The organism is Rufibacter sp. XAAS-G3-1, from assembly GCF_013623775.1.
Classification (GTDB): Bacteria; Bacteroidota; Bacteroidia; order Cytophagales; family Hymenobacteraceae; genus Nibribacter.
On the sequence record NZ_JABFAM010000008.1, the window covers coordinates 258,032 to 283,777 of the forward strand.

Below are 25,746 nucleotides of genomic sequence, written 5' to 3' on the forward strand. Positions count from 1 at the left end.
GAAGCCTTGAACTAGAAAGCATTCTGGTCTCCCCTAATGGCTTTCCAAACCGTTAAGAAAACAATCTTTATATCCAGAAGTAAAGACCAGTTCTCCAAGTACCAAATATCGGCGGTGACTCTCTGCTTCATGCTCTCGGTGTCCTTCGTCTCACCCCTGAAGCCGTTTACCTGGGCCCAGCCAGAAATGCCCGGCGTAAGGTAATGGCGCACCATGTACTCATCTATCAGGGCTGAATAATCTTGGGTATGCTTGACCATGTGGGGACGTGGGCCAATCACCGACATGTCTCCCAGGAACACATTCACAAACTGCGGTAACTCATCAATGCTCGTCTTCCGGATAAATGCTCCTACTCTGGTAATTCTGGCATCTCCCTTAAAGGCTTGTTTCTGATCAGAATCATGGTTAACCGTCATGCTCCTGAACTTATAACAATAGAAAGGCCTGTTATAAGTGCCCGAACGTATTTGCCTGAAAAAGACCGGGCCTCTGGACTCCAGTTTGATGATTAAAGTCATCAAAGGAATCAACCAGCTCAAGATAAATACCATTACAAACAGAGAGACCGCAATATCAAAGGCCCGTTTCACCAGCCTGTTCGCCCGGTTTTCCAAGGGCTCCTGTCTTTGGGTGATAATAGGGATATGGCCGTAGATATCAACCAATACATTCTTGTCAAAGAAATACTTTACGTCTGGAACCAACCTAAAGCGGATCATATGCTTATCTGATTCATGCATGAGGATTTTCACCTTCTCTATCTGGGAATCAGGGAGGGCGCAGAATATCTCAGAAATGGCGTTGGTCTGTGCGTAGGCAAAGCAATCATCTATGGTGCCTAAAGTATCAGTCCCATGTACGGCGTCGTCAAAAAAGCCCTCCACCTTATAGCCTAAGTGGGGGGTTCTGTCTATATGGGCACGCAGTTGCCTTCCAGCCTCGCCACTCCCAATGATGACTATTTTCTTATAGTCAATCAGGAGGTGGCGTTTCATCTTGCGGAAAACCAGGAAGGAAAATTTCGTTACTAAAATAACCGAAACGAATAAGAATGAGCTAATCCAGATAAAATCAAAGGAGAACGTCAAATGCGGGAGGGCGGCCTTTAAGATAAAGGTGCCTAATAAGTAAAGAACTGAGGCTATTCCGGCGGCTTTGAGAGTAGGTATCGCCTCCCTGCTGATGACATTCTCATACAGCCCCATCAAGTTTGCGCAGTAGAACCAGAGTAGGTTGCATAACAGGAAGTTCAGTTTGAACTGATCTGGCAGGCCTGTTTCTAAATGGAGCGGATTGCTGATCAATAATCCAGCAAACAAGCAGGCGTTGAGCAGGATGTAATCAATGGATAGACTTATCCACTTAAAGAAAGTCCCGTATTTGTATGACATAATAAAATATTGAATATGTATTGTGCGCTGTTCTCTTTATAGTAGCCGGGGGAGCTTCTTTGTGAGGCGAATATGCAAAGTAAAAAATATAAATCAAAGCATATTTTATTGATTTTAACTAATATTATTCAGATGTAAGGGCTATGATAGTTATTGTTATATAAATATTCCATGTTTAATAGAGGAGTGTCTATTTTTTAGACTGAGAGTAAATCATGATAATAGTTAGAATTAATTTATAAAGTTTTATTAGATAGTGATTTTGTAAACGCAATAGCTATATTATTTTGTTTGAATGGCGAAAATCAGAATTGCTATATTGTTGGATTATAGATGTAAGTAATATATTATCTGATAGGAACGGGAATGGTTGAGATACTAGTAAGCCATCATAAAACATCGGGAAACTCATGCTCTATTTTATGAGTTTTTAAAAAAAGTCAGTGAACCAGTGGAATTGTCTTTTTTTTTATAGAGTTTTACCCTTCAAAGATTTAGAATGACAATAAAGCCTTCGTGCATCTCCCCATCTGTATACGGCATACTATATCTCATTCCTTTATAAGAGAAGCGCACCTTTTTGAAAATAAGTGATTCTATATATTGCTTCAAAAAGAGTAGCAGATAGATAAAACCATATTATACTTTAAAACATACAATAAAGCAAATTTAGAAATGAAGAAAGCACTGGTAACAGGGATCACGGGGCAGGACGGCGCATATTTAGCAGAACTGTTGTTGAGCAAGGGCTATGAAGTGCATGGCATCAAAAGGAGAAGTTCTCTTTTTAATACAGATAGGATAGACCATCTGTACCAAGACCCACACGAAGAAAACGTAAAATTTAAACTGCACTACGGTGATTTAAGTGACTCCACTAATATTATCCGGATCATCCAACAGGTGCAGCCAGACGAGATCTATAACCTGGGAGCCATGAGCCATGTGCAGGTAAGCTTTGAGACTCCGGAATATACGGCTAACGCCGATGGAATCGGGACGCTTCGTATTTTAGAAGCGGTAAGATTGTTAGGCCTAACAGAGAAAACCCGTATCTACCAGGCTTCCACCTCAGAACTGTACGGTTTGGTGCAGGCGGTGCCCCAGTCAGAAACTACTCCTTTTTATCCCCGTTCACCGTATGCAGTAGCCAAATTGTATGGGTATTGGATCACGGTAAATTATAGAGAGGCGTACAACATGTATGCCTGCAATGGCATTCTGTTTAACCATGAAAGCCCCTTAAGGGGCGAAACGTTTGTTACCCGTAAAATCACCCGCGGTGCCGCCAAAATAGCGTTGGGCTTACAAAATAAATTGTTTTTAGGTAATCTGGATGCCCGCCGCGACTGGGGGCACGCCAAAGATTACGTAGAGGCCATGTACCTCATCTTGCAGCAGGATCAACCGCAAGATTACGTGATTGCTACAGGCGTTACTACTACCGTCCGTGATTTCGTGAAGATGGCCTTTGCCGAAGCAGGCATTGAACTTGAGTTTGAAGGCGAGGGAGTAGATGAAAAAGGTATTGTGGTGTCTTGCTCAAATCCTGATTACCTGGTGGAAATTGGCACCGAAGTAGTAGCCGTAGACCCCCGGTATTTCCGCCCGACAGAAGTAGAGCTTTTGATTGGCGACCCAACCAAAGCGAAAACCTTACTAGGATGGGAGCCTAAATATGATTTGCCAGCATTGGTAAAGGAAATGATGGCCTCAGACATTGAAAATTTCCTAAGAGAGAAAACCTTGCAGGATGCGGGCTATAAAGTAAGAAACCAATACGAATAAATGCAGCCTCAGGATAAAATCTATGTTGCCGGCCATAGAGGAATGGTGGGCTCAGCCATCATCAGGAGATTAGAGAAGGACGGCTTTACGAACATTGTGGTGCGTACCTCCAAAGAATTAGATTTGCGTGATCAGCTACAAGTAAATGAGTTCTTTGCGGCAGAAAAACCAGAATATGTTTTTCTTGCAGCAGCAAAGGTGGGTGGGATTGTGGCTAATAATACGTATCGGGCAGAGTTCCTGTATGATAACCTCATGATCCAGAGCAATGTTATTCATGCTTCGTATATAAATGAGGTGAAAAAGCTGATGTTCCTGGGTTCTTCCTGCATCTATCCTAAACTGGCTCCTCAGCCTTTGAAAGAAGAATACTTGTTAACAGGTGAGTTGGAGCATACCAATGAGCCATACGCTATAGCCAAGATAGCAGGGATTAAACTTTGTGACGCGTACCGGAGCCAATATGGTTGTAATTTCATATCTGTGATGCCTACCAATTTGTATGGGCCAAATGATAATTATGATCTGCAGAACTCCCATGTGTTACCCGCATTGATCCGGAAGTTCATTATGGCCAAGGATAATAAGGAGCCATTTGTGCAAATCTGGGGAAGTGGCACCCCCAAGCGGGAGTTTTTACATGCTGATGATTTAGCCGATGCTTGTTTTCACCTGATGCAAACGTACAATGAAGCTGGGTTAGTGAATATTGGAGTAGGAGAAGATATTTCTATTCTTGACCTGGCTTATCTCATTAAAGACACAGTAGGGTACAAAGGCCAAATTTTAGTGAACCCAACTAAGCCAGATGGTACTCCCAGAAAGCTAATGGATGTATCTAAACTTAAATCCTTTGGCTGGAAAGCAAAAATCTCTTTGGAAGAGGGAATTAGAAAGGTATTAGCTGAGATAAAAGACAAGGATAGGCTCCAGTGGAAACAAGAGGCTGCTTTGGCGGGTAGCTTATGAAATTTGTTAAATAAGTTTACCGAAGGATAGCTGAAAATGATTAAAGCAACAATAGCTCCATTGGGTATCAATGGAGCTATTGTTGCTTTAATCATTTTCAGCTAATTGCAGTAGTTTGCTTAACTAGATCCAAAGCAATCATTTTCCAAAAGAGTTTAGAGTATAATTAATAGAGACTTGCACTACTTCATACTTAAATTCATCCAAACTAGACTGCTGCCTAACTCCTATATGATTCAACCCATGCATAAAACGAGTATCAATTATTAAATTATTATGTATTTGTACCTCTAAGCCAGCAGTAAGCCCTAAACTCCTTTCTTCTGTATCATGAGTTGTGTTAGTAAAAGTTTTATTGTCTGATTGCTTAGCCTCAATTAATAACTCAACTTGAGGGCCTGCTACAAGCGATAGGTTCGATAATATTTTATACTTTAGAAGAAAGGGTAATGATAAATATGATTGCTTGTAATTGATTCCAGTGCTTTGTACTTTTCCTCTGATTGAAGTATACACGTACTCCTGTTGTAAAGATAGTCTTTCAATAAGGGGGACTTCTAAGAAGAATCCAGCCAAAAGACCAAGTTTCCAAGATGATTCAATTGGAGAAGAGGGCTTAGGAAACCCTTTGTCGAAATTCATGTGAGCATAGTTGATTCCCGCTTTAATTCCAAAACCAACACTCTTAGTAGAGTTAAGTATAACCTGATTCGATCTAAGAGGTTGATTTATGTCTTGTTCTTCTAAAAAGTTTACATCCGAAATTTTAGATTGTTGTGGTGTAATACTTTGAGCACTTGCTGCAAATGGGTCAAGAAGTAAAAGAAAGCCCAATAGCCTCTTTTTTGCAATAGCTTTATAAACAGAAGCTAGAAACATGGAAATCAATTGTTGAATTTATTTGCATTGCTCTTGATAAGAATTAAATGATTTTTATCAAGAGCAATGCAAATTCTATACTGTTTAAAGAAAATTGAATTATTTAAGGAGAATTTCTTGTTCAAAAGAACTCATTATGCTATCTATGGAAAGATGCCCCTCTGCGTAAGCACGCGCATTAGAAGATATTATGTCTTTATCAATAACGAATAGAGCTTTTCTGATACCTTCATTTAGTGCTTCCTGGTTTTCAGCCTCTACAAGTATTCCCATGTTGTAGTGAGAAACTAAAGAGTGCAATCCTGATTCCTTTGTTGCAGTTATTAGGGCCATACCACCAATGGCTAAAATAGTATTCAATTTAGAGGGCATCACTAAATCACTAGCATTAGCTTTTTGGATTACTAAATGCACATCAGCTACGTTTAAAAATCTATTGAATTTTTCAACGGGTTGTAAAGGGAAAAAGATGACGTTATTTAAATTCAATGTCAAGGCTAGGTTCTGCAGCTTTTCCTTATAGGGACCTGAGCCACAAATTAAGAATTTGATTTCTTTGTATTGCTGAAACTGCTGGGCAGCATACAAAATGGATTCAATGCCTTGCTTTTCACCTATGGCACCAGAATACAATAGTATTTTGGATTTTGTATCAAAACCAAACTCTTGCTTTATCTCTTTTCTGTTTTCAATGGGGTAAAATTGTGTCAGGTCAGTTGAATTCAAAAATAGCGCTACTTCTTTGTTCGCTTTCACCTTTAATTTCGTAACCATGCCGGCTCCAACACTGGTGATTACATCACTTTGGTCAAAAATATATTTTTCTAGCCTGAACATTGAATTAATAACACCCTTTGATTTGATCATGTTCAAGTCTCGGGCGGCCTCAATTTGCATGTCATGAATATGGTAAATTAGCTTTGACTTTCGTGCCTTTTTATAGAAGATTCCTAGTAACCCAATTAAGAAAGAAGGTGCGATAGTGATAACAGAATCAAATTTCTTTCTAGGAAGTAGTTGAATCAGTTTCAAGCAAGCAGATAGTAGGAATGAGAGGTCAAGTAATATGCGTTTTATGCCTGTGGGCTTAGCTGGGACATAGATGGGACAACGGTATATTTTTATTTTACCTCCTGATTCAAAATTAATGTTTTCTGTTTTATACCAATATTTATTTTTATCATAAGGAGGTTGTACTTTCCAAAAAGGGTAATATGGATAGGTAGTTATAACAGTGCAATCATAACCCCTCTTTGCTAACCAAGTAATCATTTCCCCACTGTATTTCCCAATGCCAGTTGGTTCTGGGTGATAGTTGTATCCAATCAAAAGTATACGGTTTTTCATCAGGTGCTGTTTAAATTAAATCAGGACTATCATATTTGTGTAATTACTTAGAATGATAAGATGAAATTGTATTCAAAATATTATTGATTATATACCGCATTGTTCTATTAATCACTAAATTGTAGTTTTATAATCCCGAACCCACTTTATAGTGAGAGGAATGATAGAATCATAAATATCTTGCCATGGTATAACACTAATATTAGTCCTTGCATTAAGTCTAGAATTAAATATATGAGTTTTTTAGTTTAACTAGGTAAGGACATTCAGAGTTGGTACAGTAAACTATTTAAAAAATATCTTGAATATGTTTTATTATACTTAATTTTATCTTTGTTATTATGTCATAATCCATTCAAAAGATTGCTGTGGTTATAAGTCTTCGCATATAAAAGATTGTATTTTATGTACAATCCTACACTTTAAATAGAATATGTTCCAAGTAAATCATTTCTTTAATAAACTATGTTGCAGAATCACCATCTGTTATATTAAATTATATTTCTCAAATGCATGTGACTCTCATGATAATCTAGTTAAGATTAGGCTATTTGGCATTATCCAATAATAGAATTAAAAACTTGTTTGCGCCAAATATGATGTGGATTAATATTGTCATAGGTCTGAGGAATATAAATAGGCGCTTGTATAAATAGAAGGTGTATGAGCTGACTTCTTTGAGTTTGCTAATTTACAGCGATAACTAGTAATCTAATATAAATTAGATATATTTAATTTATAAATGGTTTTATAGTTTTAAATCATGTACTCAACTCAGCGACATTTGACTGTAGTTGCTAATTATATCATTAACCTTGTTTGAATTTATGTATTTTAATCTAATGCTTGTTGGGGGGTTACATGGCATTATAATAAAACCGATTTTATTCTATAAGATTTATTATTACAAGGTATATAGAAAAATATAATTACATTTATAATGCTAAATAAATAAAATAAAATTTAGTGCTCAGCCAATGTTTATTGTATTCTATAAATAGTAACTTCGTTTATAAAACATTTTATATTTAAAAGATTTTGATAAGGTAAATACCTGTAAATATTGATTGTTTGATAAATTTATTAATATACTTGAATAGAAAGTTAATGATATTCCTAACTGACTACTCAAGTATATTAATATTTATAATGATTTTTTAATCAATCGTATAAAAAATCCATTGCAAAAATGTTGTGAAGGATCTGAAGTAATGGTTAAAATTATTTACGTTCTAAGACTACATTCTCCATTATAAGCATATCCATTTTAGTGCGAAGAAAACAGTCTAATGCCTCTAATGGAGTATTTACAATAGGTTCGTTTTCATTAAAAGATGTATTTAATAAAATAGGTACTCCTGTTTTAGAATTGAAATTACTAATTAGTTTGTAATATTTAGGATTGTTAATCTTATCTACAGTTTGTAGTCTGCCAGTTCCATCAACATGAGTTACAGCAGGAATAATACTGTGTTTTGATTTTTTTATAGGGAATACTTTTTCCATAAAAGTTACATCATCCTCTAATTCAAAGTATTCACTCACATATTCTCGTAATATTGAGGGTGCAAAAGGTCTAAAGCTTTCACGTCTTTTAATTTTGACATTTAGTAGTTCCTTTGCATCATCTCTTCTGGGGTCTACAAGAATGGAGCGATTACCTAAGGCTCGTGGGCCAAATTCTGCACGACCCTGGAACCATCCTATCACACCTCCTGCGATTAAAGAGTCAGTAACCACATCATAAAGGGAATCATTCTCGTATACTTTATATGTAATTCCTTTTTCATCAAGCATTTTCTTTATGTATTCTGTTGAAAAGGAACTACCTAGGTATGCATTCGTTATGGGACTCAACCTTTCTTTTTTAGAAATATGGTTGTAAAAATATAGTGCGGAGCCAATAGATGTTCCTGCATCATGGCCGGCAGAAGGAATATAAATCTTTTTGAATTTTGTATTACTGATGATTTTGCCATTTGCAACGGAATTTTGCGCAACACCACCAGCAACGCATAAATTTTCTAGACCTGTTTGTTCATATAAACTATTTGCTATATGCAGTATAACTTCTTCGGTTATTTTTTGAACTGATGCAGCAATATCTTTGTGATATTGTGTAATCTCGTCATTTTTAGACCTAACTGGGCCGAATTCTTCAACTAGGAAATCTGAAAATATAGGCGAAACAATAGGCTCTCCTCCAGACCAAGTACTATTTACACCTTCTTTTGCGTGTTTAAAGTATAAATTATTTAGTTTGAAGAAGCCATTATTTGTGAATTGAAGAACCTTGTGCAATTTTTCTACATATAGGGGCTTGCCGTAAGGTGCTAAACCCATAACTTTATATTCATCACCATAATTATTGAATCCTAAAAACTGTGTTAATGCTGTGTAAAAGATGCCGATAGAGTGTGGATAATCGACACTATTTAATATTTCAATTGAATTATTATTTCCAATACCAGTCATGGTAGTTGTGAAATCTCCGGAACCATCTATTGAAAGCAATGCTGCTTTATCAAATGGTGATGCAAAGAATGCACTTGCAAGATGACTTCTATGATGTTCTATGTTTTGAATTTGACAAGTGATGTCAGATTCTTTCATGCCAAATAAATTAGCTAGTTCGCCTTTTATAGAGCTAATTTTCTTTCTATAGTCGATCCTTTTACCCAGATCTTTGATAGAAACTTTGTATTTAGCTGTATGATAGATTTTCTTATGCATTTTTGCAGAAGGGTCTCTAGAAATAGTCACGTGGTCTACATCATTTATGTGTAACCCAGCTTCTTGTAAACAGAATTTGATTGATTCTCCAGGAAATCCTGCCCAATGTTTAATCCTTTTAATTCTTTCTTCTTCAATAGCGGCAATAATGATTCCATCTTTTAATAAGCAGGCAGATGAATCACCGTGATAAGCATTTAATCCTAGAATGTACATAGTATTGATTGGTTTTGAGTTTCTAAAAATTTGAATCTAAATTATGTATTTTTATAAGATGGTTAATGATTAAATAATTATATTTTTTACAGTATAAAATTATTTTAATTTTTAAACTTATCCAATTTATTTAAAAAAAATATTATATTAATTTAATAATTTTACTTTGAATAAAGTAAATAGCGGTTCATTATGTTATTGCTTTTACCAAGCGTGTAGCTGTGGTGTTCACGTCAAAGTTATCTTTAAAGGAATGCTTTGCGCTTTTTTGCATTGATTCCTTCTCATCTACTGAAAGACATAGCCAACTTAAAAGTTGTTTTTGAACGTCATCGATAGTGTCATCAGCAACAAGGCCAGCACCGGAAGCTCCAATTTCTCGCCAAATGTTTACCTTATTTGTAATTAGGACCGGCTTACTGCAAGCAAGTGCTTCAACAACCGCAATTCCAAAATTTTCTTGATGACTCGGAAGTATAAATGCTTCACATCCATATAATGCTCCCCACTTTACGGACCCACAAAGCATGCCTGTAAAATAAATGGAGGATTTAAGTAAAGGATTAGCAGAAGCTAGATTTTGAACATATTGTCCATATGTTGTTTCTAAACCTGGTCCCGCAATAACTAACTTCGGATATTTTTTATTCTTATTTTCATCAACACCAAAGTCTTGTAGGATTTGGCATGATGAACTGATTGATACAAATCCATGTTTGTTTGATGATTGAAGGATGTTTGCGTATGCTTTGATTAAAAGGTCCACTCCTTTTTTTTCATGTATTCTGCTTAAGAAGAGAATGTAAGGTTGCTGTTGAATTTGTGGGCAACTTTTCAGGAATGCATCCTTCATAGTAGGAGAATAGAGAGGAGGGCTTTCGGTTCCCAATCCGATTATGGATTCTTTTTTTGGGTAATATCGTTTGAAAGGTTGCCGGGCAAGTCTGCATTCTTCTTCACACGTGAAAAGTAATCCATCTGCCTTATTAATATTGTATGATTCTATAATCTTCCAATATATGCGATTGCGTAAAGCTTTAATTTTGCGGCTTGGTGCAGACTGAAAGTAAGGATCAAGCATTCCATGGGGCATGACAAATAATTTTATGCCTTTTATCATTCTGCTCCCATTTAACAACTGCTCTTTTTTAAATTGTTTTACTGCTTTTCTAGTAGCGTACCCGTGGTATTGCCACAAACCGTGCACAATAATTGTTGTGAATTTCGATAAGTTATTTTTAAGCCATGGAGTTAATTGGGGATTATAAGACCAAGGACCTGTTCCCGGCCCAATAGCATGCGTTGGAAAAGAGGTTTTAGTAACATAGGTTGCTTCCGGACTATCCATGCAAACTACCTCGTTTCGTATTCCTAATTTAGTAAGTCCAGTAATAAGTATTCTTACGGCTTGGCAGACGCCTCCTAATTCTGGGTTCATACTTGGGACTACATGGAGAATGTTCATCTAAACTTAGATTCTTTTAGAATATTTTGGTAAATCATTTCAATTTGATCCATTGCATTTTTAGTATTAAATCTTTTAGCGTTTTCAATCCCTGCTTCTATAGCTCTATTGCGTTCCGTTGGAGTAAAATCAATAATTTTAGTAATAACTTTTGCTGCTTCAAAAGACCATGCCATGATTTCCGTATTTTTGGAAGGACGACGGGGAATCAAAAAGCCTGCTTTGCCTGCCACTTCAGTCATTGGTGCCTCGTTTGTTGTAATTACTGGGCATCCCGAAGCCATTGCTTCGGCTATTGGCCATCCAAAACCCTCAGCAAGTGATGGGAATAAAAATACGGTAGCTCCTGCGTAAGCTGCACGAACATATTCATCTTCTATTCCTGAAAGAAAGTGGATATCAGCTTTATATAGATTGTGTTGGTGAGCTTTTAATAATTGTAGGGAGAGAGCTTCACCTATCAACAACAGGGGCAAAGTTGATTTGTTAGTGGAGCGCCATGCTGTGTACATCTCAATGACACCCATTCTGTTTTTATAAAACTGGTTGCCACCTACATGTAGCAAATATCCTTTACTCAAATCAATTTTAATTCTGCTACCAATTATCAATCTTGTTTGTTGGCAATCTGTTGGTTGAAAATTCTGATTTAGGCCATTATACACTACTTCAGAAAGTATAGGTTTTGAATAAAGGAATCTATGAAGATCTTCCCTTGTTCTTTTAGAAACAGATATAAAATTTCTCCCTTTAGTGAAACCATGGCGAATCAACTTTTGGTACACTCGGCCGCTCCAACCTGTAGTATTTTCGGGTATTTCACCTAATGCAGATCTCAGTGCAAGAAAGTCATGGCAATGTATCACGTGCAATCGATCTTTAACTAATGGAACCCAAGGACCAAGTGCTTGATCTGTGAATACGAAAAGAGTATTGGAGTGACAAGATTTTAGGCGATTACGTACTTCATGAGGAAAAAGTATGTACTGGTCAATATAACCAAGCCACTTACCAAGTAATTTGGAACGTGAAAAGTTGAAAAAATATGCCTTTGGTGCCCAAATTTCTACATCATGCCCACGCAATTGCATTTCATCAGCTAGTTGCTTTGCATAGCGGGGCATGCTTTGGTGTCCAAGAAAAACAGGATGTGCAAAGAAGACTATATTCATTTGTAAGTTCCTTGATTCAAGTTCTATTTGAACACAGATTTTTGGATGGGTCTTGAGGTGTATGCAATGAAGCAATCATCAAGCCTCCAATAAGCGTGCAAAATCCCAAAGATGTCGGTTGTGCTGTTTGACCTTGTGCCACCATCAAGCAACCATAGCTTAATAGCATCCAAGGAAGCACATCTTCTTGCTGTAGCTTCTTATAGCATTGATACCCAATATTCCCAATCAATCTCAAGCGTAAAATTATAAAGCCTAAACCCAATAATGGGCCTAATTCGCCTATTAATCTTGCCCATTCTTCCTCTGCAAGTAAAAAGCCACGTCCACCTGATAGCATCTTATTAGCCACATTAGATCCAATGCCTAATCCATAACCAAAGAATGGTTGTTCAGAAGATTCAAAAAGTGCACTAATTAAACCTCCTAGAAACCGGTCACCCAATGTTCCTTCCAGCCCACCTTCTTGGGAACTTGCATCTTCAAAGCGATACGTGAAGGCCTGAATGGCAGTCTGTAGGAAGTCTGAATTACTTAAAAAAGACAAAGAAAATATGCAAGTTGAAATTGCTAGAAGTAGTTGCGCTAGATATTTAGGCCTCTTTAAAAGAGCAAGAATTGCAAATGTAAGACTTACAATTACATGAAACATTAAACTACGGCTAATCGAAAAAGGAATCACAAGTATGAGACAGACTGTTGAAGCAATAAGGATCAGGCGATTTATATTTTCATGGTTTAACCAGAAGTAAAAAATAAAGCAAGCAGCGAATCCGAAAAAATTATGAGTGCCGTTTGTGAAAGAAAAGGTTGCAGGAGCTCGATAAAAGCCAAGCGCTCCTCCGAACCCTGCACCTTCCATATCACCTCCTATACCTCGGTTTACCCAAGCAGATTGGGGGCTATAAAATTGTACGATAACTAATATAGCCATTGGAATTGATATGAAAACAACTACTTTTCCCATCTTTATTACATCTTCACGGCTAAAAATTTTACCTATAACAAAAAATAACGGAAAGTGTAGGAGTAATATGCGTGCTCCATAAATGGCAATTGAAAGATTGCCATGGCCAAATATTATAGCAGTAAATGTGCCTAGTATTCCAATCAAAATCATTCCTGCTATGTAGGCATTTGTTGTTAGTCTGCCATTTTTCCATGCTACTAAAAGTAACCATAGAGCAAGTGGATCTCTGATAATTAATAAAGGAGTTGCAAGTTCCGGTAGAAACCATTTTCGTAATGCACCTTCAAAAATAAGTAACAGGAAATAAACCCAAACTCCCTTTTTAAGCCATTTGTCCTCATTATTAAGTAAATGTCTTGCGGAAAGTACCCGATCCTTTTGTGTTTTAGGAACAGAGTTAGAAGGTGCATCCATTGAATTGTTTTAATAAAGAATCACTTAGTTGTTTGATTTTCATAAGAGCATTCAATATTTGCATCCATAAAGCTTCTAGGAGATACAATTTCTATATTATAGATTAAGTGAGGGTTGTGTGTCTTTTTAGTGTTAAGTGGCGGAGTTGAAGTGCTTCTGTATAGCTTCATAAAGATCCCTGCCATATTTTTCCCAAGGTCTAGCACGTGCAGTTTTCATCGCTTCCTTACCAGCTTTAACAATTATTTCAGGGTCATTAACCAGATTTTCTATCGCTGCCTTAAGTGATTGCACTGAACCTGCGTTAACTAACCAGCCGTTAAGTCCATTGGTAATTAGATCGGGACCTGCGGATCGCTCCGTAGTAATTACCGGAGTACCTTGTGACATTGCTTCTGTAATAACTAAGCCGAATCCATCAAAAAGAGTAGGGAATACTAGCACATCATGTTCTCGCATCTGTTCAAGAACTTGATCATGCGGTAAACTGGGTATCCAATGGTGCTTTGCTAATGCAGCATCAAGGGTAGGGCAATTGCCTCCCACTTTACGACCAATAATCGTTAATGAAACTTTACAATCAAGTAATTCAACGGCAGCAAAAAGATCAGCAATCCCCTTCTGTTGAGATAAGGTGCCTACAAAAAGGAGACGTAGTAGCTTTTTATCTGATAATTGAGAATAATCCCGGTTGGAACTAACAGGAGGAAACCCATAAGGTATCACCTCGATAGGTGCCAATTGCCCAGGGAATTTTTTCAGAGTTTTAGCTGTAAATTGACTGGCAACAAATATTCGATCTGCCATGCGTAACTCATCATCTTTGCGCGCAAGTTTAGCGTTGGAGTCACAGATGCCTAACATGGTGGCCGACCATTCTGGCCACCGTACAGGTTCCGTGTCTAACAATTCTTGCGCTGCACGCCAATATCCTGTTGGCAAGTCATAAAAGCATTGTAGCCCAAGTTCTTTTGCTTTTGAAAATGAAGCTGCAGCACCATCATCATAGGCATAAATCCCTTTAAGCCCTTGTTGTGCCATCTTCTTCAGTTTAGATGCTATATGATGATCTAGGTTTTTGTAAACAGAATCTACACTCAAGATTCCTGTCTCGTGTTGAGTAAGAGACTTTAAACCAGCTTTAGATGCTATCAGCCTCCCTGCTTCTAACCAAGGCCACGTATTTGTAAAAGTTTTTAACTCAATCAAATGACGTCTACGCCTTATTTCAGAAAACGAGCTAAAAGCTCCAATGTTGTCTAAGAGACTACCGGAAAATGTGGCAATAGTTGTCTCAAACGTATATAGCATCTCTGCTTCTAAAAGACTTTTAGCGGCTGCCCTAACATTAGCGTTACCAAGAGGATGGGATAAAATTATTTTCATTGAGAATATTACTGATTTCTAATATCCTAACCTCTCAACCAGGCTCTGTTGCTAGCTAAAGAATCACAAGGATTGTAATTAAGTTCTTTGCTGCGAATTTTATTTATTTGTTTGGCAGGATTGCCAACTACAATAGCTCCTGGCATTACAGACTTGCTCACTACTGCCCTTGCCCCAACAACGGCGCCTCGGCCAATGTTTACACCTGGAAGCAACATAGCCCCAGTTCCTATCCAAGCATAGTCTTCTATTGTTATTGAAGCTTTTGTATTAGACCATTTTGGGTCTGAAACATCATGTGATGCGGTTAGCATTTCAACACCATCATTTATACAAACTCTTTCACCAATTTTTATTTGTTCATGTAATGCTATATATACCTGGCCAACAAAGGAGAATGAGCCAACTGAAAGCAATCTTTTACTTCCTTGAATCTTCATTTTGCTTATCTCTGCAGTTTCATGAATCATGGCTCCACCACTAATTAATATAAAGCGATTAAAATTTCTATTCATAACTTCTGGAAAACAATAAATTCTTTTAATCCATGCTTTGTAGAAAGCAACAGTAATAATAGAGAACTTAGCTCTATTTGTCCACAGATAAAGAAAATCAGCCATTTTCTTGAGAATTTAAAAGATCGTTCATAAATATAAGACATATATTTTTTACAAGGCCATCATCAAAAACGGTAGATCTATTTGAGATGCAAAATTCGAAATTACCAGACTTGTATTCATGCACATCAGTTGGTAATTTTAAGTTATAAACTCCTCTCGGGTACCATGGGCGGGATACACAAATGATTGGTAATCCATGTGCACGCATGGCAGCTACTGTGCCACTTTTATCTACTAGAGCTAATGGAGTTGTAGTGACTCCAAGAGTAGCTTTTTCTAAAACCTTTGATATGTATTCGGGTTTTTGTTCACCTAACATCTGAACTTCTAATCCAACTGACATCCAAGCAGTTGCCCAATGTTCCTGTTCCACACCACATCGGCCAATAAATATAAGTATAATTTTTACTTGATTTAACTTTGCATATAAAGCTGCTTCTTTAGCAAGCTGTTCCACTGGAGCATTGGGATGTATACTACCAAAGAGAACTAATGATATGAAGTTTTTGCTCTTATTATTCGAGGTATTAATCTTTGAATATTTTGTGTAATTTATATTAGTGAACAGAGGTAAATATTTACTCTTAAAACCAAGTTTTGATAATTGTATTAGATAAAGCTGACTTTGTGTATGTATTACATGAGGTTTAAGTCGTTTTATTAAAAAATATATAATTTTACGCTGAATCCATCCTAAAGTTAATTGCTTTGTAGGTGCACCTATCTCCATTCCTATCCATAATTCATGGAACATAATATGCCAGCGTCTCCCTCTACCAATTTTTGCCAGTTTACTGTTTAAAGTAACAGGTAAACCTTTTTTATGAAATGAAAAAGGAACATATTGAAGACTAATCCATTCAGGATCAAAATTATCAACTAAAGTTTCTATGTTAATTAACCTATTACTCCATGAACATGTGGAAGGTAAACGGTATATAGGTAGGTCGATACCATTTATATGTTCAATCTCCGACATCGAGTAGGAAATATGAGTATCGTTTATTGCTATAACATTTAATATGTGTTTATTTTTAATTAATTCTATTGCAAGCCGACGTACATAATCACCTACACCATCACGTCCTGTCTCTAGTGAGCCACAGATAATAATTATTCTCATTTAGATGAAATAAATTTATTTTTCATTAACAAAAATTTATTTTCGAAATAGAAGTATGATACATGGCTTGCTGCTATTGTGATAGTTATAACTAGAATATATATAATGGCTAAGTTGTGCCATTGATCAACTAAGTTAAAACTTCTTATGTATGAACTTAATAGAATGATAATAAGCGCGTGCCAACAATAAATGCCGTAAGATATCTTTCCTAAATAATCAAAAATTAAATTATTAAATATCATATAAGGTATTTTAATATTAGTTGATAAATTTATTATAACTATTAAAAAGAATAATGAATATATTTCATGATTAAAAATCGATGCTATATTTACAGGTTTGTAAAGTAGAACAGATGTAAAAAATATCCAAGAGATTATTTGTGATGCTGGATGGTAAATAACATTCAAGTATTTGTTTTTATTAACATGTATATATGCGCCTATTCCTCCGATTGCCATACACGAGAAACGTGTTTCTGTTATTAGCCAATATGCGTAACTATTGTCTAAAACTCTCAATCCAATTTTTATAATACTAAATATTATTAAAAAGCCAAATAACACTTTTATAATCTTCTTTCTACTAATAAGTAATGGCCAAAATAAATAAAACTGTTCTTCAACACTTATTGACCAAAAAGTTACAATTGGTGAAATTATATTGTTTGTTACATATGCAACATTGCCTATAAATAATAGATAATAGATGTAGCTGCTATTGTTTGATGACCAATAAAAAGCTGGTGATAAATACGAAATAAAAATTGTTATGCATATAATTAAAAAGTATAGAGGCCATATCCTTAAAATTCTTTTAAGATAAAAATGTTTGATATTAATAATTCCATTGTGTTTCTTTTCATTTAATAATATGAGAGTTATCAAGAAACCACTTAAAACAAAGAATATAGTTACTGCATATCCTGCAGAATCATAATGACTATGAGAATCATTGAAGTGCTGGCTAAATAGGCTTATACTTTGATTTATATGAGCTAATAATACAGTAATAGCCGCTATTGCTCTTATTGCATTTAATCCAGGCAATTGCTTTATCATATTTTATATTTAATCTTTTCGATAATCAGCTATAATTTAAAAAAATCATGTTATTAAATATGGATGTTTAGAGGTAATGATATTTTTTTAAATAATTTATAGCAACGAATTCAACCAAAATCATAAGTATATAATATTTAAGGTATATTTTAATGATTTATGTTAGTAAACAATAAATAAGATGTGTTTATCTTAAGTTAAAATTGTTTTATGTAGGATTTATAAATGCTGGTTGAAATATTTCCTATATTTTTGTTATTGCTCGGTATAACTTGGTTCCTAGTATTATTAATGGATATACTTTGGGGAATTTATTTCTAATGTTATATAAGCATATTTCATATAATGATTTTTCTTTCCAGCTCCCATTGCATAAGTGAACTGCATAGGAGTCTTTTGTGAGGAAGGTAGTGTTGCCAACAAATACTTCTGGTTCTAATATTAGCATATGATTATCCAGCAGCTGCTCCTTTTTATTATACACATAACCATATTTTTCTGCAATCTTTGAAATATATGGACCTATAATAAATTCTTTACTTAGCTGAGTACCATCCTCTCCGATGAAATGTTTATCAATGTAAAAATCTAAGCACTCTTTTATATATGAGTTCCCTTTTGAGCTGCCCATGATTGCTGCTTGTATGTTTAAACCATAGATGTAATCGTTTTTGTTGATTGGTTGATAGTATTTGTTTAGTTTGTTTTTTTCAGTGTCATTAAAATTATCAGGATGAATTTCATGTGATGTAAAAAAATTATAAACTAGAAATTTGTCGAACCTTTTGAAAACCTTTACATCAGAATCAAGGTATATTCCACCTTCATGAAAAAGAGCATATAGTCGTATGTAATCAGCTACAAAGGCCCACTTCTTTGCTTTGTATGCTTCTTTAACAAAAGGAACTGACTCAAAATCGAAGCTCGTCGAGTCCCAGAGCCTAAGTTTGTAATCGGGCATAAGTTCCTTCCATGAATCGATGCATTGAGTTAAAAAAGCAGGAATCTCCTCTCCGCTAAACCAGCAATAATGAATAATTTTAGGTATTTTATTTTCTGCCATTTTAAATTAAAGCTTAAAGAAAATGAATTTAATTGATTATTTATACTTGCTTGCAATTACAATGTAAATCTTTTCCTATCGCCGATTTTTTTTGCAGGAATCCCAGCCCAAATTTCATATGCAGGAACAGATTTATTAACAACTGCACCTGCTCCAATGATACATCCTTTGCCTAAATGTACACCAATCAATATTTTACATCCAGTTCCTATCCATACATCTTCTTCTAAAATAATTTTTTTAGTTTCAACTGTTTGCAACGATATAAACTGGTCTTTTGCAAAAGTATGAGAGGAGTCAACAAACACAGTTGAACTTGCAATCATACAATTATTACCTACTTTGATTGAATTGCAACAATTGAACTCTGTATTTCGTCCTATAAATACGTTGTCTCCAATATGAATTTTATTGAGTTCGTTGAAAGGGCTTTGAACCCAGAATGTAACGTTTTTTTGAATAGTGCAGTTACTTCCAATTTCTGTATTTCCTGGCCATTCAATATTAATGCTATCCATTATAGTTTTTGCTCCAATTTTCATCCCTAATAATCTATAGAGAAATACCCGAAACTTTCCCTGATTAACCCATATTTTAATTCGTAGCCTTGATGCAAGGTTATGAGAGACATTCATTTGTATATTCAATTATGGCAATAATTAAAACATGTTTTCATTGAAAAAGCCTTTGGTATGTAGCTTGATAATCAAAGCTAGGATTGATTCGAACTTTGATTACTCTTGCTGGTACTCCAGCTACCACAGTATTTTCTTCAACATTTCTAGTAACAATAGCGCCTGAAGCAATAACAGATCCTTTCTTGATAGTTACTCCTGGCATAATCATAGCCCTAGTTCCAATCCATACAAAATCTTCTATTACAACAGTTTTGAGCCTGCCATTCATATTATTTTCCATATCGTGATCGGCTGTTAGTATAATCACTTCACTCGATATTGAAACATTGTTACCTATAAACACTTTGCCTCTTGGATCAATTCTGCATTTTGAGTTAACAACAGAGTTATTACCTATTGATAGATGTTGAGTGCAATCAAAAGTACAATCCATAAATATATTGCTGTTCATACCAATTCTAAACTTCATTATATTTTGATAAAACCAAAGCCTTATGTAATGACTAGGGATAGATGATACCCACCTGTTGGCTATATAGAGCCTCAATTCTGATATATGGCTTTTAAGATTCATCTAGTTGCTAGTTGTCAAATCTTTCTTCATAAACTCATGTTTAATTTGTTTATAAGTTATTAATATTATTAATCTTTAATTATCGATTTTAATTTTAAAATTACAAATATAGAATGCATCAATAATTCACTTGTTGCAATAATAATATTGAATATTAGAATACCTGAAAGTGTAGATATGTCAATCGTAAAAATTAATATAGAAACTGACAATAAGCTTATTGGAATAGAGACAATAGGATTAATAATCCACCCTTTGCTTATATAAAGAGAGAATATGCCTCCTGCTGTCATACTTATGCTTGTGCCAATAATATAAAAAACTATTTCGCTTTCTAAGTTTGAATAACTTTCACCTAAAATCCATAGAATTTCTTTTGGAAATAACCACGTAAATAGAATAATAACTAAAAAGAAGGCTATTGTGCCTGCTGTAATTTGAGTGTAACGGGTTAATAAAATGTTAGATTCATTAGGTAGCCGTGCGAATCTGGGTGTTACCAAAGTATTGAAAACAATAGTAAATATACTAAGTACCATAGCCAGTCTGCCTAGTGCTCCTATTTGTGCAACCGAGGAAGTTGTGCCAAATACTGAAATAAGCCATATTGTTATTTGACCTGATAGGCAATAATAGACTGAGCCAGGTAATATTTTTTTTACAACAGAAATTATTTTATCTCTAACCCCAGGTTCAGTTCTTTGATGCAGGTTCGTGTACCCTGTTATAGCTTTTCGTATTCGTATGTTTGTCCATAACTGAGGGATGCCTGCGGCTAGTAGTACAACAAAAGCCCATGGGCTAATAAACAGTAATACAGAAACAAAGATCAAACGAAGGAGATTTGAACCTATTTGTATCTTTTGTAACTTAACTATGTCTTGTGTAAGCTTTGCTGGTATTTCCAGCAAAGCTCCGGAAAGAGTAAGGAAGTATATGGGGATAATTGAAATGACTATTGCACATGACATAAGCCATGTGCTACCATGATGTAATAGCAGGTATAGCATTATCGGTATTGCGATAATAAGAGAAAAGAATGAGAACTTATTCCTCAATTCCATGCCCGTAACCATAACGGCGCCCAATTTGTCTTTATCTTGCCATACTTTGCTTCCTTCAGATATTAACCCCGTAACAATACCTCCGTTTGTAAGCACTAGCATAGTGCCTAACATGGTGTTTGCTATAGTATATAAGGCATACTCCGTTGTTGAAAGCATTCTTATAATTAAGATCCCACTAAGAAATCCAACTGCTTGGACCAGTATTTGAGATGAGCCAGTGATAGCTATAATCTTACCCCATTCAAATACTCTTTTGTATTTTGTTTGATAAGTTAGATTTTGAGTAGTCACTTTTATTTTAGATAATGAAGCTGTCTGATTTAAAGTATAATTTTAGTTACTTTTTAATAAGTTAAATAGAGACCTTTTAGGCTTGTTTTCAGCATAGCCATACCCATACCCGTACTTATTATTTAATTTTGCATCATTCAAGACAATCATTGGTTGATTGAATTTTCTATTTACATAAATGTCATCTATTATATTTATCTGTTCTGATAGAGTATAATTATACCTTGCCAAATATATTAATGAATTAATATGAGGTGCTAAGCTAAAAGAGTCTGCAACTTGACCTACTGGTGCGGTATCAACTATAATATAATCAAAATTTGCTACTAAAACCTTGAACAAATGATTTACGCGAGGGCTTAACATAAGCTCATATGGATTTGGTGGAATAGTGCCTGCACCTATTGCATATAAGTTGGGGTCAATGGTGGAAGTTTGTACAATATCATCTAAATTAAGGAAATCAGATGCTAAATAATTGCTTAACCCATTCCCTCCTACTAAATCCATACTTTGTAAGACCCCTGGCTTGCGTAAATCAAAATCAATAATGACTGTTCTTTTTCCTGTGGCAGCTAAGGCAACTCCTAAGTTTATACTAAAGAAAGTCTTTCCTTCTCCACTCATACTTGAAGTAACCATCATTACTTTGTTTTCCTTACCCGCATTGGTGAATTGCAAATTTGTTATAATGAGTCTGAACATTTCTGCAAGGGGAGTTCTTTTTTTATTTTCTATAATTAGTGATTTACCTCCTCGACTATGCGCCACTTCTCCTAAAATGGGAGTGGGTGTTATGTTTTTTACTTCATCTAAGCTTTGTATCTTGTTGTTCAATAAGTTTTTTACGTATATAAACGTAAATGGTATGAACAGCCCAACTAATAAGTAATATAGGTAAGTGTTGATTATATTGGGAGATACGGGGCCTGTAAAAGTTGGTGGATCTATAACTCTACTGTTTGAAACAGAAGCAGCTAATGATAGTGCTGATTCTTCCCTTTTTTTAAGTAAGTATAAATAAAGCTCCTGTTTAATTTCCTGTTGCCGTGTGATTTCGATTAATTGTCTTTCTACAACTGGTACTTGTTTTATCTTGGAATTAAATTGAACAGAATTTAATTGTAAATTCCTTTTAGATATAGTTAATGAATTATTGATATTGCGTAAGTTTTCAAGAATATTTCTTCTTAAATTTATAAGTTGATTATTTAAATTTTGTACTAAAGGGTTATCAACACTGTTGCTTCTTAATAAGTTTTCCCGTTCGATTTGCATTTGATTGAATCGATTAATTAGGTTAACCAATGTTGGATCTGATATGCTTAATGAGCTAGGGACTAATCCATATTGGGTGCCTTGCTTACTTAGGTATTTTTCTATAGAGGCTAAAACGTCTTGTTGAATACTTAATTCTGATAACTGTTTATTGTAATTACTTGACTCGGTTATAAATTGCTGCGCCTGAGAGCTAACATCGGTTAATTTATTTTGGCGCTTATATTCTTCCACATTTTTTTCTACCGTAGAAAGTTCTGTTGTGAGGTATTTTAGTCGTTCGTCAATAAAGTCTACAGTATTTGCAGCTACTTGGTTTTTGTCATTTACTACATCATTGTTATAAACTTGAACAAATTTATTGAGGATATCAATCCCTTTTTGAGGTACCGCATCAGTTATGCTCAATATTATTGCGCTAGCCTTATTGTTATACAAACCTACATTTAACCTTTGTGAATATAGGTTTGCAAGATTGCTTGAATGTTGAAATTTAATCAATACAGGTTTGTTTTCTTTCGTAGCGAAAACTCCAGCTGTTGCTACAACTGTAAATGTTCCATAGGGCTTCTTTATTTGATTTCCAAAATTATGAATTGTTTTTTGTCCCTTGTTATCATTTTCTTCAATTTCAAATTGATTATTGTTTTTAATATGTATTATTAAATTTATATTGTAAGCAGACTCTTCTAAGTTGTTGATAATAATATTAATAGGTAACTCATTTCCATATATTTCTTGATCGCGGACTTCTCCTTTGATATAGTAAGTTGTTTTCAAATCAAGAGCATTTATGGCTTTCTCTAATAAGCTATTGGATTTTAATAAAACTAGTTCGTTGTCTATACTTTTAGTTGATTTAAACATTTCTAAATCACTGAAAGCAGCGCTCTCTGTGATACCTGTTCCATTATTTTCATCTTTAATTAATAATGTTGTGCTTATGCGATATAGTGGTGTGCTATAGCGTATATATAAATATGCTGCTGCTAAACTAAGGATTACGCCTACCGCAAATAAATACCAATATCGGGTGTAGGTGGTTAATATTTTTTTTAAATCCTTTTGCTCAACCTTATTTTGGTACATAATAAATGCTTATGAAAATGTGTATAGTTAGATATTTTAAAAATTAGTTAAAATGATAGCCAACACAGAGATTAAAGATAGTGCAGCAGATATTCTGAATTGTGTGTTACTCCTTGATAAGCTTGTTTGAGCTGCTTTTGATTTGTCAGGTTCTATATATAAAATATCATTTTGCTGTAAATAAAAGTAGGGTGAGTCTAATATGTCTTTGTGATTAAGATTTAACTTAATCACACTCTTTATCCCTCCATTTTCCCTAATGAGGGAAATATTTTCTCTTTTTCCGTAAGGTGTTAAATCTCCAGCAAGTGCAAGTGCTTGAAATATATTGATCTTTTCTGCTTGCACTGTATAGGTTGAAGGTTTGTTGACTTCTCCTATGATTGATATGTTGAAATTCGAGAATTTGATGTTTACAATTGGGTTTTTTGTAAATTTCCCTATTTCACTTGTTAGTTTTTTATTTGCTTCTTGGGTTGTTAACCCGGCTAAATGTACTTGACCTATTACTGGAAAGTTAATAAACCCATTTGCATCAATAATATATCCTTGGTTGTTATCGTTGCTTGTGCTTGTCGCTTTGCTTCCAATATTCATAACACCAGAGTTGAACAGTGTATTCGACTCTGGGCTCATGGTGCTTACAGTTATAGTAAGAATATCATCAGGCTGTATGCGGGGTATGATTCGGTTTTGTACTTCTGTTGTGTATTCATCCTTTTCAATATCACTAAGGTAAGTTAGATTCCTCTGTGAGCATGATATGATAAACAGTAAATTTAGAATGTAGATAATTTTTAATTTTGTCATTTGTTTTGTGTATTTATTATTTAATCATGAAGCACTTCATGTTTTACTTATAATTATAAGTTTTTGAACGCTTTGTATTGTTTCTTGAATCATCCGTTATGGTTAATGTGACTCTTTTCTTTGGTTTATTTAGATATTAATATATTCCTCTATCTCTTTTGTTAGATTATACTTTCTCTATATCTTATAATTTTTTCTATGAGATGTATAAATATCATGCCATAACAAATGTAACCTATTTTTGTTTAAATCGTAGCTAAATTTTCATTTAATTGTCTCAAAATGGGAATGAAGATCTATTTATGAGAAATATTCCAATGTAATTAGTGTATTCTAGTGTTTGCAGGGTGTATTCTGGGATTTTACACAAAAACTTATTGAAGGTGATAGTGGAGAAGCAAGTATAACAAAAAGCCCTTAAGAGGTGATTCTTAAGGGCTTTTTATGAACTGGTGGTCGCGTAGGGAGTCGAACCCCAAACCTTCTGATTCGTAGTCAGATGCTCTATCCAGTTGAGCTACGTGACCAGTTATTTAGTGATGCAAAGGTAGAGGCTTTTCTGGTTCTGCGCAAGTACTAGCGTGAAAATTTCTGTAAAAAGTTTCTATCTGCTTCGCTGTAAGGCTTTTTTAATGGCCCGGTTCAGTAAAAAATAGATTCCTCCCAAAGAAATCACCACCAAAGCACTTAATAGAAGCTTCCCCGAGGTACCAGCGTTTGGATCTTTCAGAAGCGCGAGTAAGTCTTGGGCTTGGGTGCCCACCCAAAAAAAGAAGAGCGTTCGGGGCAACATGCCCAGCATACTAGCCAGTAAGAATTTGCCTCGGGGTACCTGTACCAAAGACAACACAAAGGTCATAAAGGCGAACGGTAACACAGGGGAGATGCGGGTGAGGATGATGAGGCTTAGGCTGTGTTCCCGCAGTTCATCCATCACGCCTTCGGCTTTGGGGAACTGGTGCAGAAAGGCCGTCATTTTACCATGGTCAATGAGCCGGGCCACGGCGTAGCCCAATAAGGCGGCAGCTCCGTAGGAGATGACTACTCCTAAGAAGGCACTCCAGCCGAAAAAGAAACCGGTCGCCAGGGCCACGAAGGTAGTAGGAGTGATGGCGAACGCCATGGTGAGGGAAACTACCAGAAAGTAGAGGACTTGTTGTAGGGGCGAGAGCGATTCTAAAAATTCCTGGTTATGGTAAAGCCACAGGGCTAGGCCAGAACTGGCTAGAACCGGAATGACCACCAGCAACAGGGAGTAAAGCAGCGTACCGGTATTTTGTTTCAGGAGTTTCTTCCACATAAGCGCGTCTCAATATCGGGTATTTTCTGGAAAGTACGGGGAAAACGTACAAACCGCTTAAAGTAGATGGGGTAGAAAATGCCTTCCTTTTTCTAA

20 protein-coding genes and 1 tRNA gene are annotated in these 25,746 nt (G+C 35.4%); 2 read left to right on the top strand and 19 right to left on the bottom strand.

The genetic code is table 11. The features are described from left to right. Positions 1 to 11: 11 nt before the first annotated feature. Positions 12 to 1,394 (bottom strand): undecaprenyl-phosphate glucose phosphotransferase, encoded by a 1,383-nt coding sequence (locus HHO50_RS11230; protein ID WP_181306139.1) that lies wholly within the window; start codon positions 1,392 to 1,394, stop codon positions 12 to 14. 675 nt (positions 1,395 to 2,069) lie between these two features. Here HHO50_RS11230 and gmd point away from each other — a divergent pair. Next, entirely contained in the window at positions 2,070 to 3,182 is a 1,113-nt protein-coding gene (gene gmd, locus HHO50_RS11235; RefSeq protein WP_181306140.1) for a GDP-mannose 4,6-dehydratase, read from the top strand. Next, positions 3,183 to 4,151, top strand: a complete 969-nt coding sequence (locus tag HHO50_RS11240) for a GDP-L-fucose synthase (RefSeq protein ID WP_181306141.1) — start codon at positions 3,183 to 3,185, stop codon at positions 4,149 to 4,151. Between the two features lie 138 nt (positions 4,152 to 4,289). Here HHO50_RS11240 and HHO50_RS11245 read toward each other — a convergent pair whose 3' ends face one another. From HHO50_RS11245 to HHO50_RS11330, 18 genes are all read right to left on the bottom strand, one after another. Then, positions 4,290 to 5,030: a porin family protein gene (locus tag HHO50_RS11245; protein WP_181306142.1), complete on the bottom strand. Its 741-nt coding sequence runs from the start codon at positions 5,028 to 5,030 to the stop codon at positions 4,290 to 4,292. Positions 5,031 to 5,129: 99 nt separating this feature from the next. Beyond that, on the bottom strand, positions 5,130 to 6,377 hold the full coding sequence (locus tag HHO50_RS11250) for a WcaI family glycosyltransferase (RefSeq protein WP_181306143.1): 1,248 nt from the start codon (positions 6,375 to 6,377) through the stop codon (positions 5,130 to 5,132). A 1,221-nt stretch (positions 6,378 to 7,598) separates the two neighbouring features. After that, positions 7,599 to 9,326, bottom strand: coding sequence for a carbamoyltransferase C-terminal domain-containing protein (locus HHO50_RS11255; protein WP_181306144.1), 1,728 nt, complete (start codon positions 9,324 to 9,326; stop codon positions 7,599 to 7,601). 190 nt (positions 9,327 to 9,516) lie between these two features. After that, on the bottom strand, positions 9,517 to 10,764 hold the full coding sequence (locus HHO50_RS11260; RefSeq protein ID WP_255478701.1) for a glycosyltransferase: 1,248 nt from the start codon (positions 10,762 to 10,764) through the stop codon (positions 9,517 to 9,519). 23 nt (positions 10,765 to 10,787) lie between these two features. Next, positions 10,788 to 11,963 (bottom strand): glycosyltransferase, encoded by a 1,176-nt coding sequence (locus HHO50_RS11265; protein WP_181306146.1) that lies wholly within the window; start codon positions 11,961 to 11,963, stop codon positions 10,788 to 10,790. Between the two features lie 16 nt (positions 11,964 to 11,979). Beyond that, positions 11,980 to 13,347: a hypothetical protein gene (locus HHO50_RS11270; RefSeq protein WP_255478702.1), complete on the bottom strand. Its 1,368-nt coding sequence runs from the start codon at positions 13,345 to 13,347 to the stop codon at positions 11,980 to 11,982. Between the two features lie 132 nt (positions 13,348 to 13,479). Continuing rightward, positions 13,480 to 14,733, bottom strand: a complete 1,254-nt coding sequence (locus HHO50_RS11275) for a glycosyltransferase family 4 protein (protein ID WP_181306147.1) — start codon at positions 14,731 to 14,733, stop codon at positions 13,480 to 13,482. A gap of 26 nt (positions 14,734 to 14,759) precedes the next feature. Next, complete coding sequence (locus HHO50_RS21435) at positions 14,760 to 15,353, bottom strand: acyltransferase (protein WP_181306148.1); 594 nt, start codon at positions 15,351 to 15,353, stop codon at positions 14,760 to 14,762. After that, the gene (locus HHO50_RS11285) at positions 15,346 to 16,476 is read right to left on the bottom strand and encodes a glycosyltransferase (RefSeq protein WP_181306149.1); all 1,131 of its coding nucleotides are present in this window, start codon (positions 16,474 to 16,476) and stop codon (positions 15,346 to 15,348) included. The genes HHO50_RS21435 and HHO50_RS11285 overlap by 8 nt, the downstream gene beginning before the upstream one ends. After that, positions 16,473 to 17,540: an acyltransferase gene (locus HHO50_RS11290; RefSeq protein ID WP_181306150.1), complete on the bottom strand. Its 1,068-nt coding sequence runs from the start codon at positions 17,538 to 17,540 to the stop codon at positions 16,473 to 16,475. Before HHO50_RS11290 ends, HHO50_RS11285 begins: the two co-directional genes overlap by 4 nt. 244 nt (positions 17,541 to 17,784) lie before the next feature. Beyond that, positions 17,785 to 18,603 (bottom strand): glycosyltransferase family 32 protein, encoded by an 819-nt coding sequence (locus tag HHO50_RS11295; RefSeq protein ID WP_181306151.1) that lies wholly within the window; start codon positions 18,601 to 18,603, stop codon positions 17,785 to 17,787. A gap of 56 nt (positions 18,604 to 18,659) precedes the next feature. Beyond that, positions 18,660 to 19,145, bottom strand: a complete 486-nt coding sequence (locus HHO50_RS11300; RefSeq protein WP_181306152.1) for a DapH/DapD/GlmU-related protein — start codon at positions 19,143 to 19,145, stop codon at positions 18,660 to 18,662. Between the two features lie 130 nt (positions 19,146 to 19,275). Continuing rightward, complete coding sequence (locus HHO50_RS11305) at positions 19,276 to 19,815, bottom strand: acyltransferase (protein WP_181306153.1); 540 nt, start codon at positions 19,813 to 19,815, stop codon at positions 19,276 to 19,278. Positions 19,816 to 19,883: 68 nt separating this feature from the next. After that, entirely contained in the window at positions 19,884 to 21,173 is a 1,290-nt protein-coding gene (locus tag HHO50_RS11310; RefSeq protein WP_219921519.1) for a lipopolysaccharide biosynthesis protein, read from the bottom strand. Positions 21,174 to 21,215: 42 nt separating this feature from the next. Next, on the bottom strand, positions 21,216 to 23,540 hold the full coding sequence (locus tag HHO50_RS11315) for a tyrosine-protein kinase (RefSeq protein ID WP_181306154.1): 2,325 nt from the start codon (positions 23,538 to 23,540) through the stop codon (positions 21,216 to 21,218). A gap of 36 nt (positions 23,541 to 23,576) precedes the next feature. Next, entirely contained in the window at positions 23,577 to 24,350 is a 774-nt protein-coding gene (locus HHO50_RS11320) for a polysaccharide biosynthesis/export family protein (RefSeq protein WP_181306155.1), read from the bottom strand. A gap of 450 nt (positions 24,351 to 24,800) precedes the next feature. Then, positions 24,801 to 24,877: transfer RNA gene (locus tag HHO50_RS11325), tRNA-Arg, on the bottom strand. Between the two features lie 77 nt (positions 24,878 to 24,954). Continuing rightward, positions 24,955 to 25,650 carry a TVP38/TMEM64 family protein gene (locus tag HHO50_RS11330; RefSeq protein ID WP_181306156.1) on the bottom strand — a complete coding sequence of 232 codons (696 nt, stop codon included), beginning with the start codon at positions 25,648 to 25,650 and terminating at the stop codon, positions 24,955 to 24,957. Positions 25,651 to 25,746 lie beyond the last annotated feature (96 nt).

What these genes read in the sequence shown, in the direction of transcription:
- HHO50_RS11230 (WP_181306139.1), bottom strand. Translation starts at nt 1,394, where the DNA reads ATGTCATACAAATACGGGACTTTCTTTAAGTGGATAAGTCTATCCATT.
- gmd (WP_181306140.1), top strand. Translation starts at nt 2,070, where the DNA reads ATGAAGAAAGCACTGGTAACAGGGATCACGGGGCAGGACGGCGCATAT.
- HHO50_RS11240 (WP_181306141.1), top strand. Translation starts at nt 3,183, where the DNA reads ATGCAGCCTCAGGATAAAATCTATGTTGCCGGCCATAGAGGAATGGTG.
- HHO50_RS11245 (WP_181306142.1), bottom strand. Translation starts at nt 5,030, where the DNA reads ATGTTTCTAGCTTCTGTTTATAAAGCTATTGCAAAAAAGAGGCTATTG.
- HHO50_RS11250 (WP_181306143.1), bottom strand. Translation starts at nt 6,377, where the DNA reads ATGAAAAACCGTATACTTTTGATTGGATACAACTATCACCCAGAACCA.
- HHO50_RS11255 (WP_181306144.1), bottom strand. Translation starts at nt 9,326, where the DNA reads ATGTACATTCTAGGATTAAATGCTTATCACGGTGATTCATCTGCCTGC.
- HHO50_RS11260 (WP_255478701.1), bottom strand. Translation starts at nt 10,764, where the DNA reads ATGAACCCAGAATTAGGAGGCGTCTGCCAAGCCGTAAGAATACTTATT.
- HHO50_RS11265 (WP_181306146.1), bottom strand. Translation starts at nt 11,963, where the DNA reads ATGAATATAGTCTTCTTTGCACATCCTGTTTTTCTTGGACACCAAAGC.
- HHO50_RS11270 (WP_255478702.1), bottom strand. Translation starts at nt 13,347, where the DNA reads ATGGATGCACCTTCTAACTCTGTTCCTAAAACACAAAAGGATCGGGTA.
- HHO50_RS11275 (WP_181306147.1), bottom strand. Translation starts at nt 14,733, where the DNA reads ATGAAAATAATTTTATCCCATCCTCTTGGTAACGCTAATGTTAGGGCA.
- HHO50_RS21435 (WP_181306148.1), bottom strand. Translation starts at nt 15,353, where the DNA reads ATGGCTGATTTTCTTTATCTGTGGACAAATAGAGCTAAGTTCTCTATT.
- HHO50_RS11285 (WP_181306149.1), bottom strand. Translation starts at nt 16,476, where the DNA reads ATGAGAATAATTATTATCTGTGGCTCACTAGAGACAGGACGTGATGGT.
- HHO50_RS11290 (WP_181306150.1), bottom strand. Translation starts at nt 17,540, where the DNA reads ATGATAAAGCAATTGCCTGGATTAAATGCAATAAGAGCAATAGCGGCT.
- HHO50_RS11295 (WP_181306151.1), bottom strand. Translation starts at nt 18,603, where the DNA reads ATGGCAGAAAATAAAATACCTAAAATTATTCATTATTGCTGGTTTAGC.
- HHO50_RS11300 (WP_181306152.1), bottom strand. Translation starts at nt 19,145, where the DNA reads ATGAAAATTGGAGCAAAAACTATAATGGATAGCATTAATATTGAATGG.
- HHO50_RS11305 (WP_181306153.1), bottom strand. Translation starts at nt 19,815, where the DNA reads ATGAATCTTAAAAGCCATATATCAGAATTGAGGCTCTATATAGCCAAC.
- HHO50_RS11315 (WP_181306154.1), bottom strand. Translation starts at nt 23,540, where the DNA reads ATGTACCAAAATAAGGTTGAGCAAAAGGATTTAAAAAAAATATTAACC.
- HHO50_RS11320 (WP_181306155.1), bottom strand. Translation starts at nt 24,350, where the DNA reads ATGACAAAATTAAAAATTATCTACATTCTAAATTTACTGTTTATCATA.
- HHO50_RS11330 (WP_181306156.1), bottom strand. Translation starts at nt 25,650, where the DNA reads ATGTGGAAGAAACTCCTGAAACAAAATACCGGTACGCTGCTTTACTCC.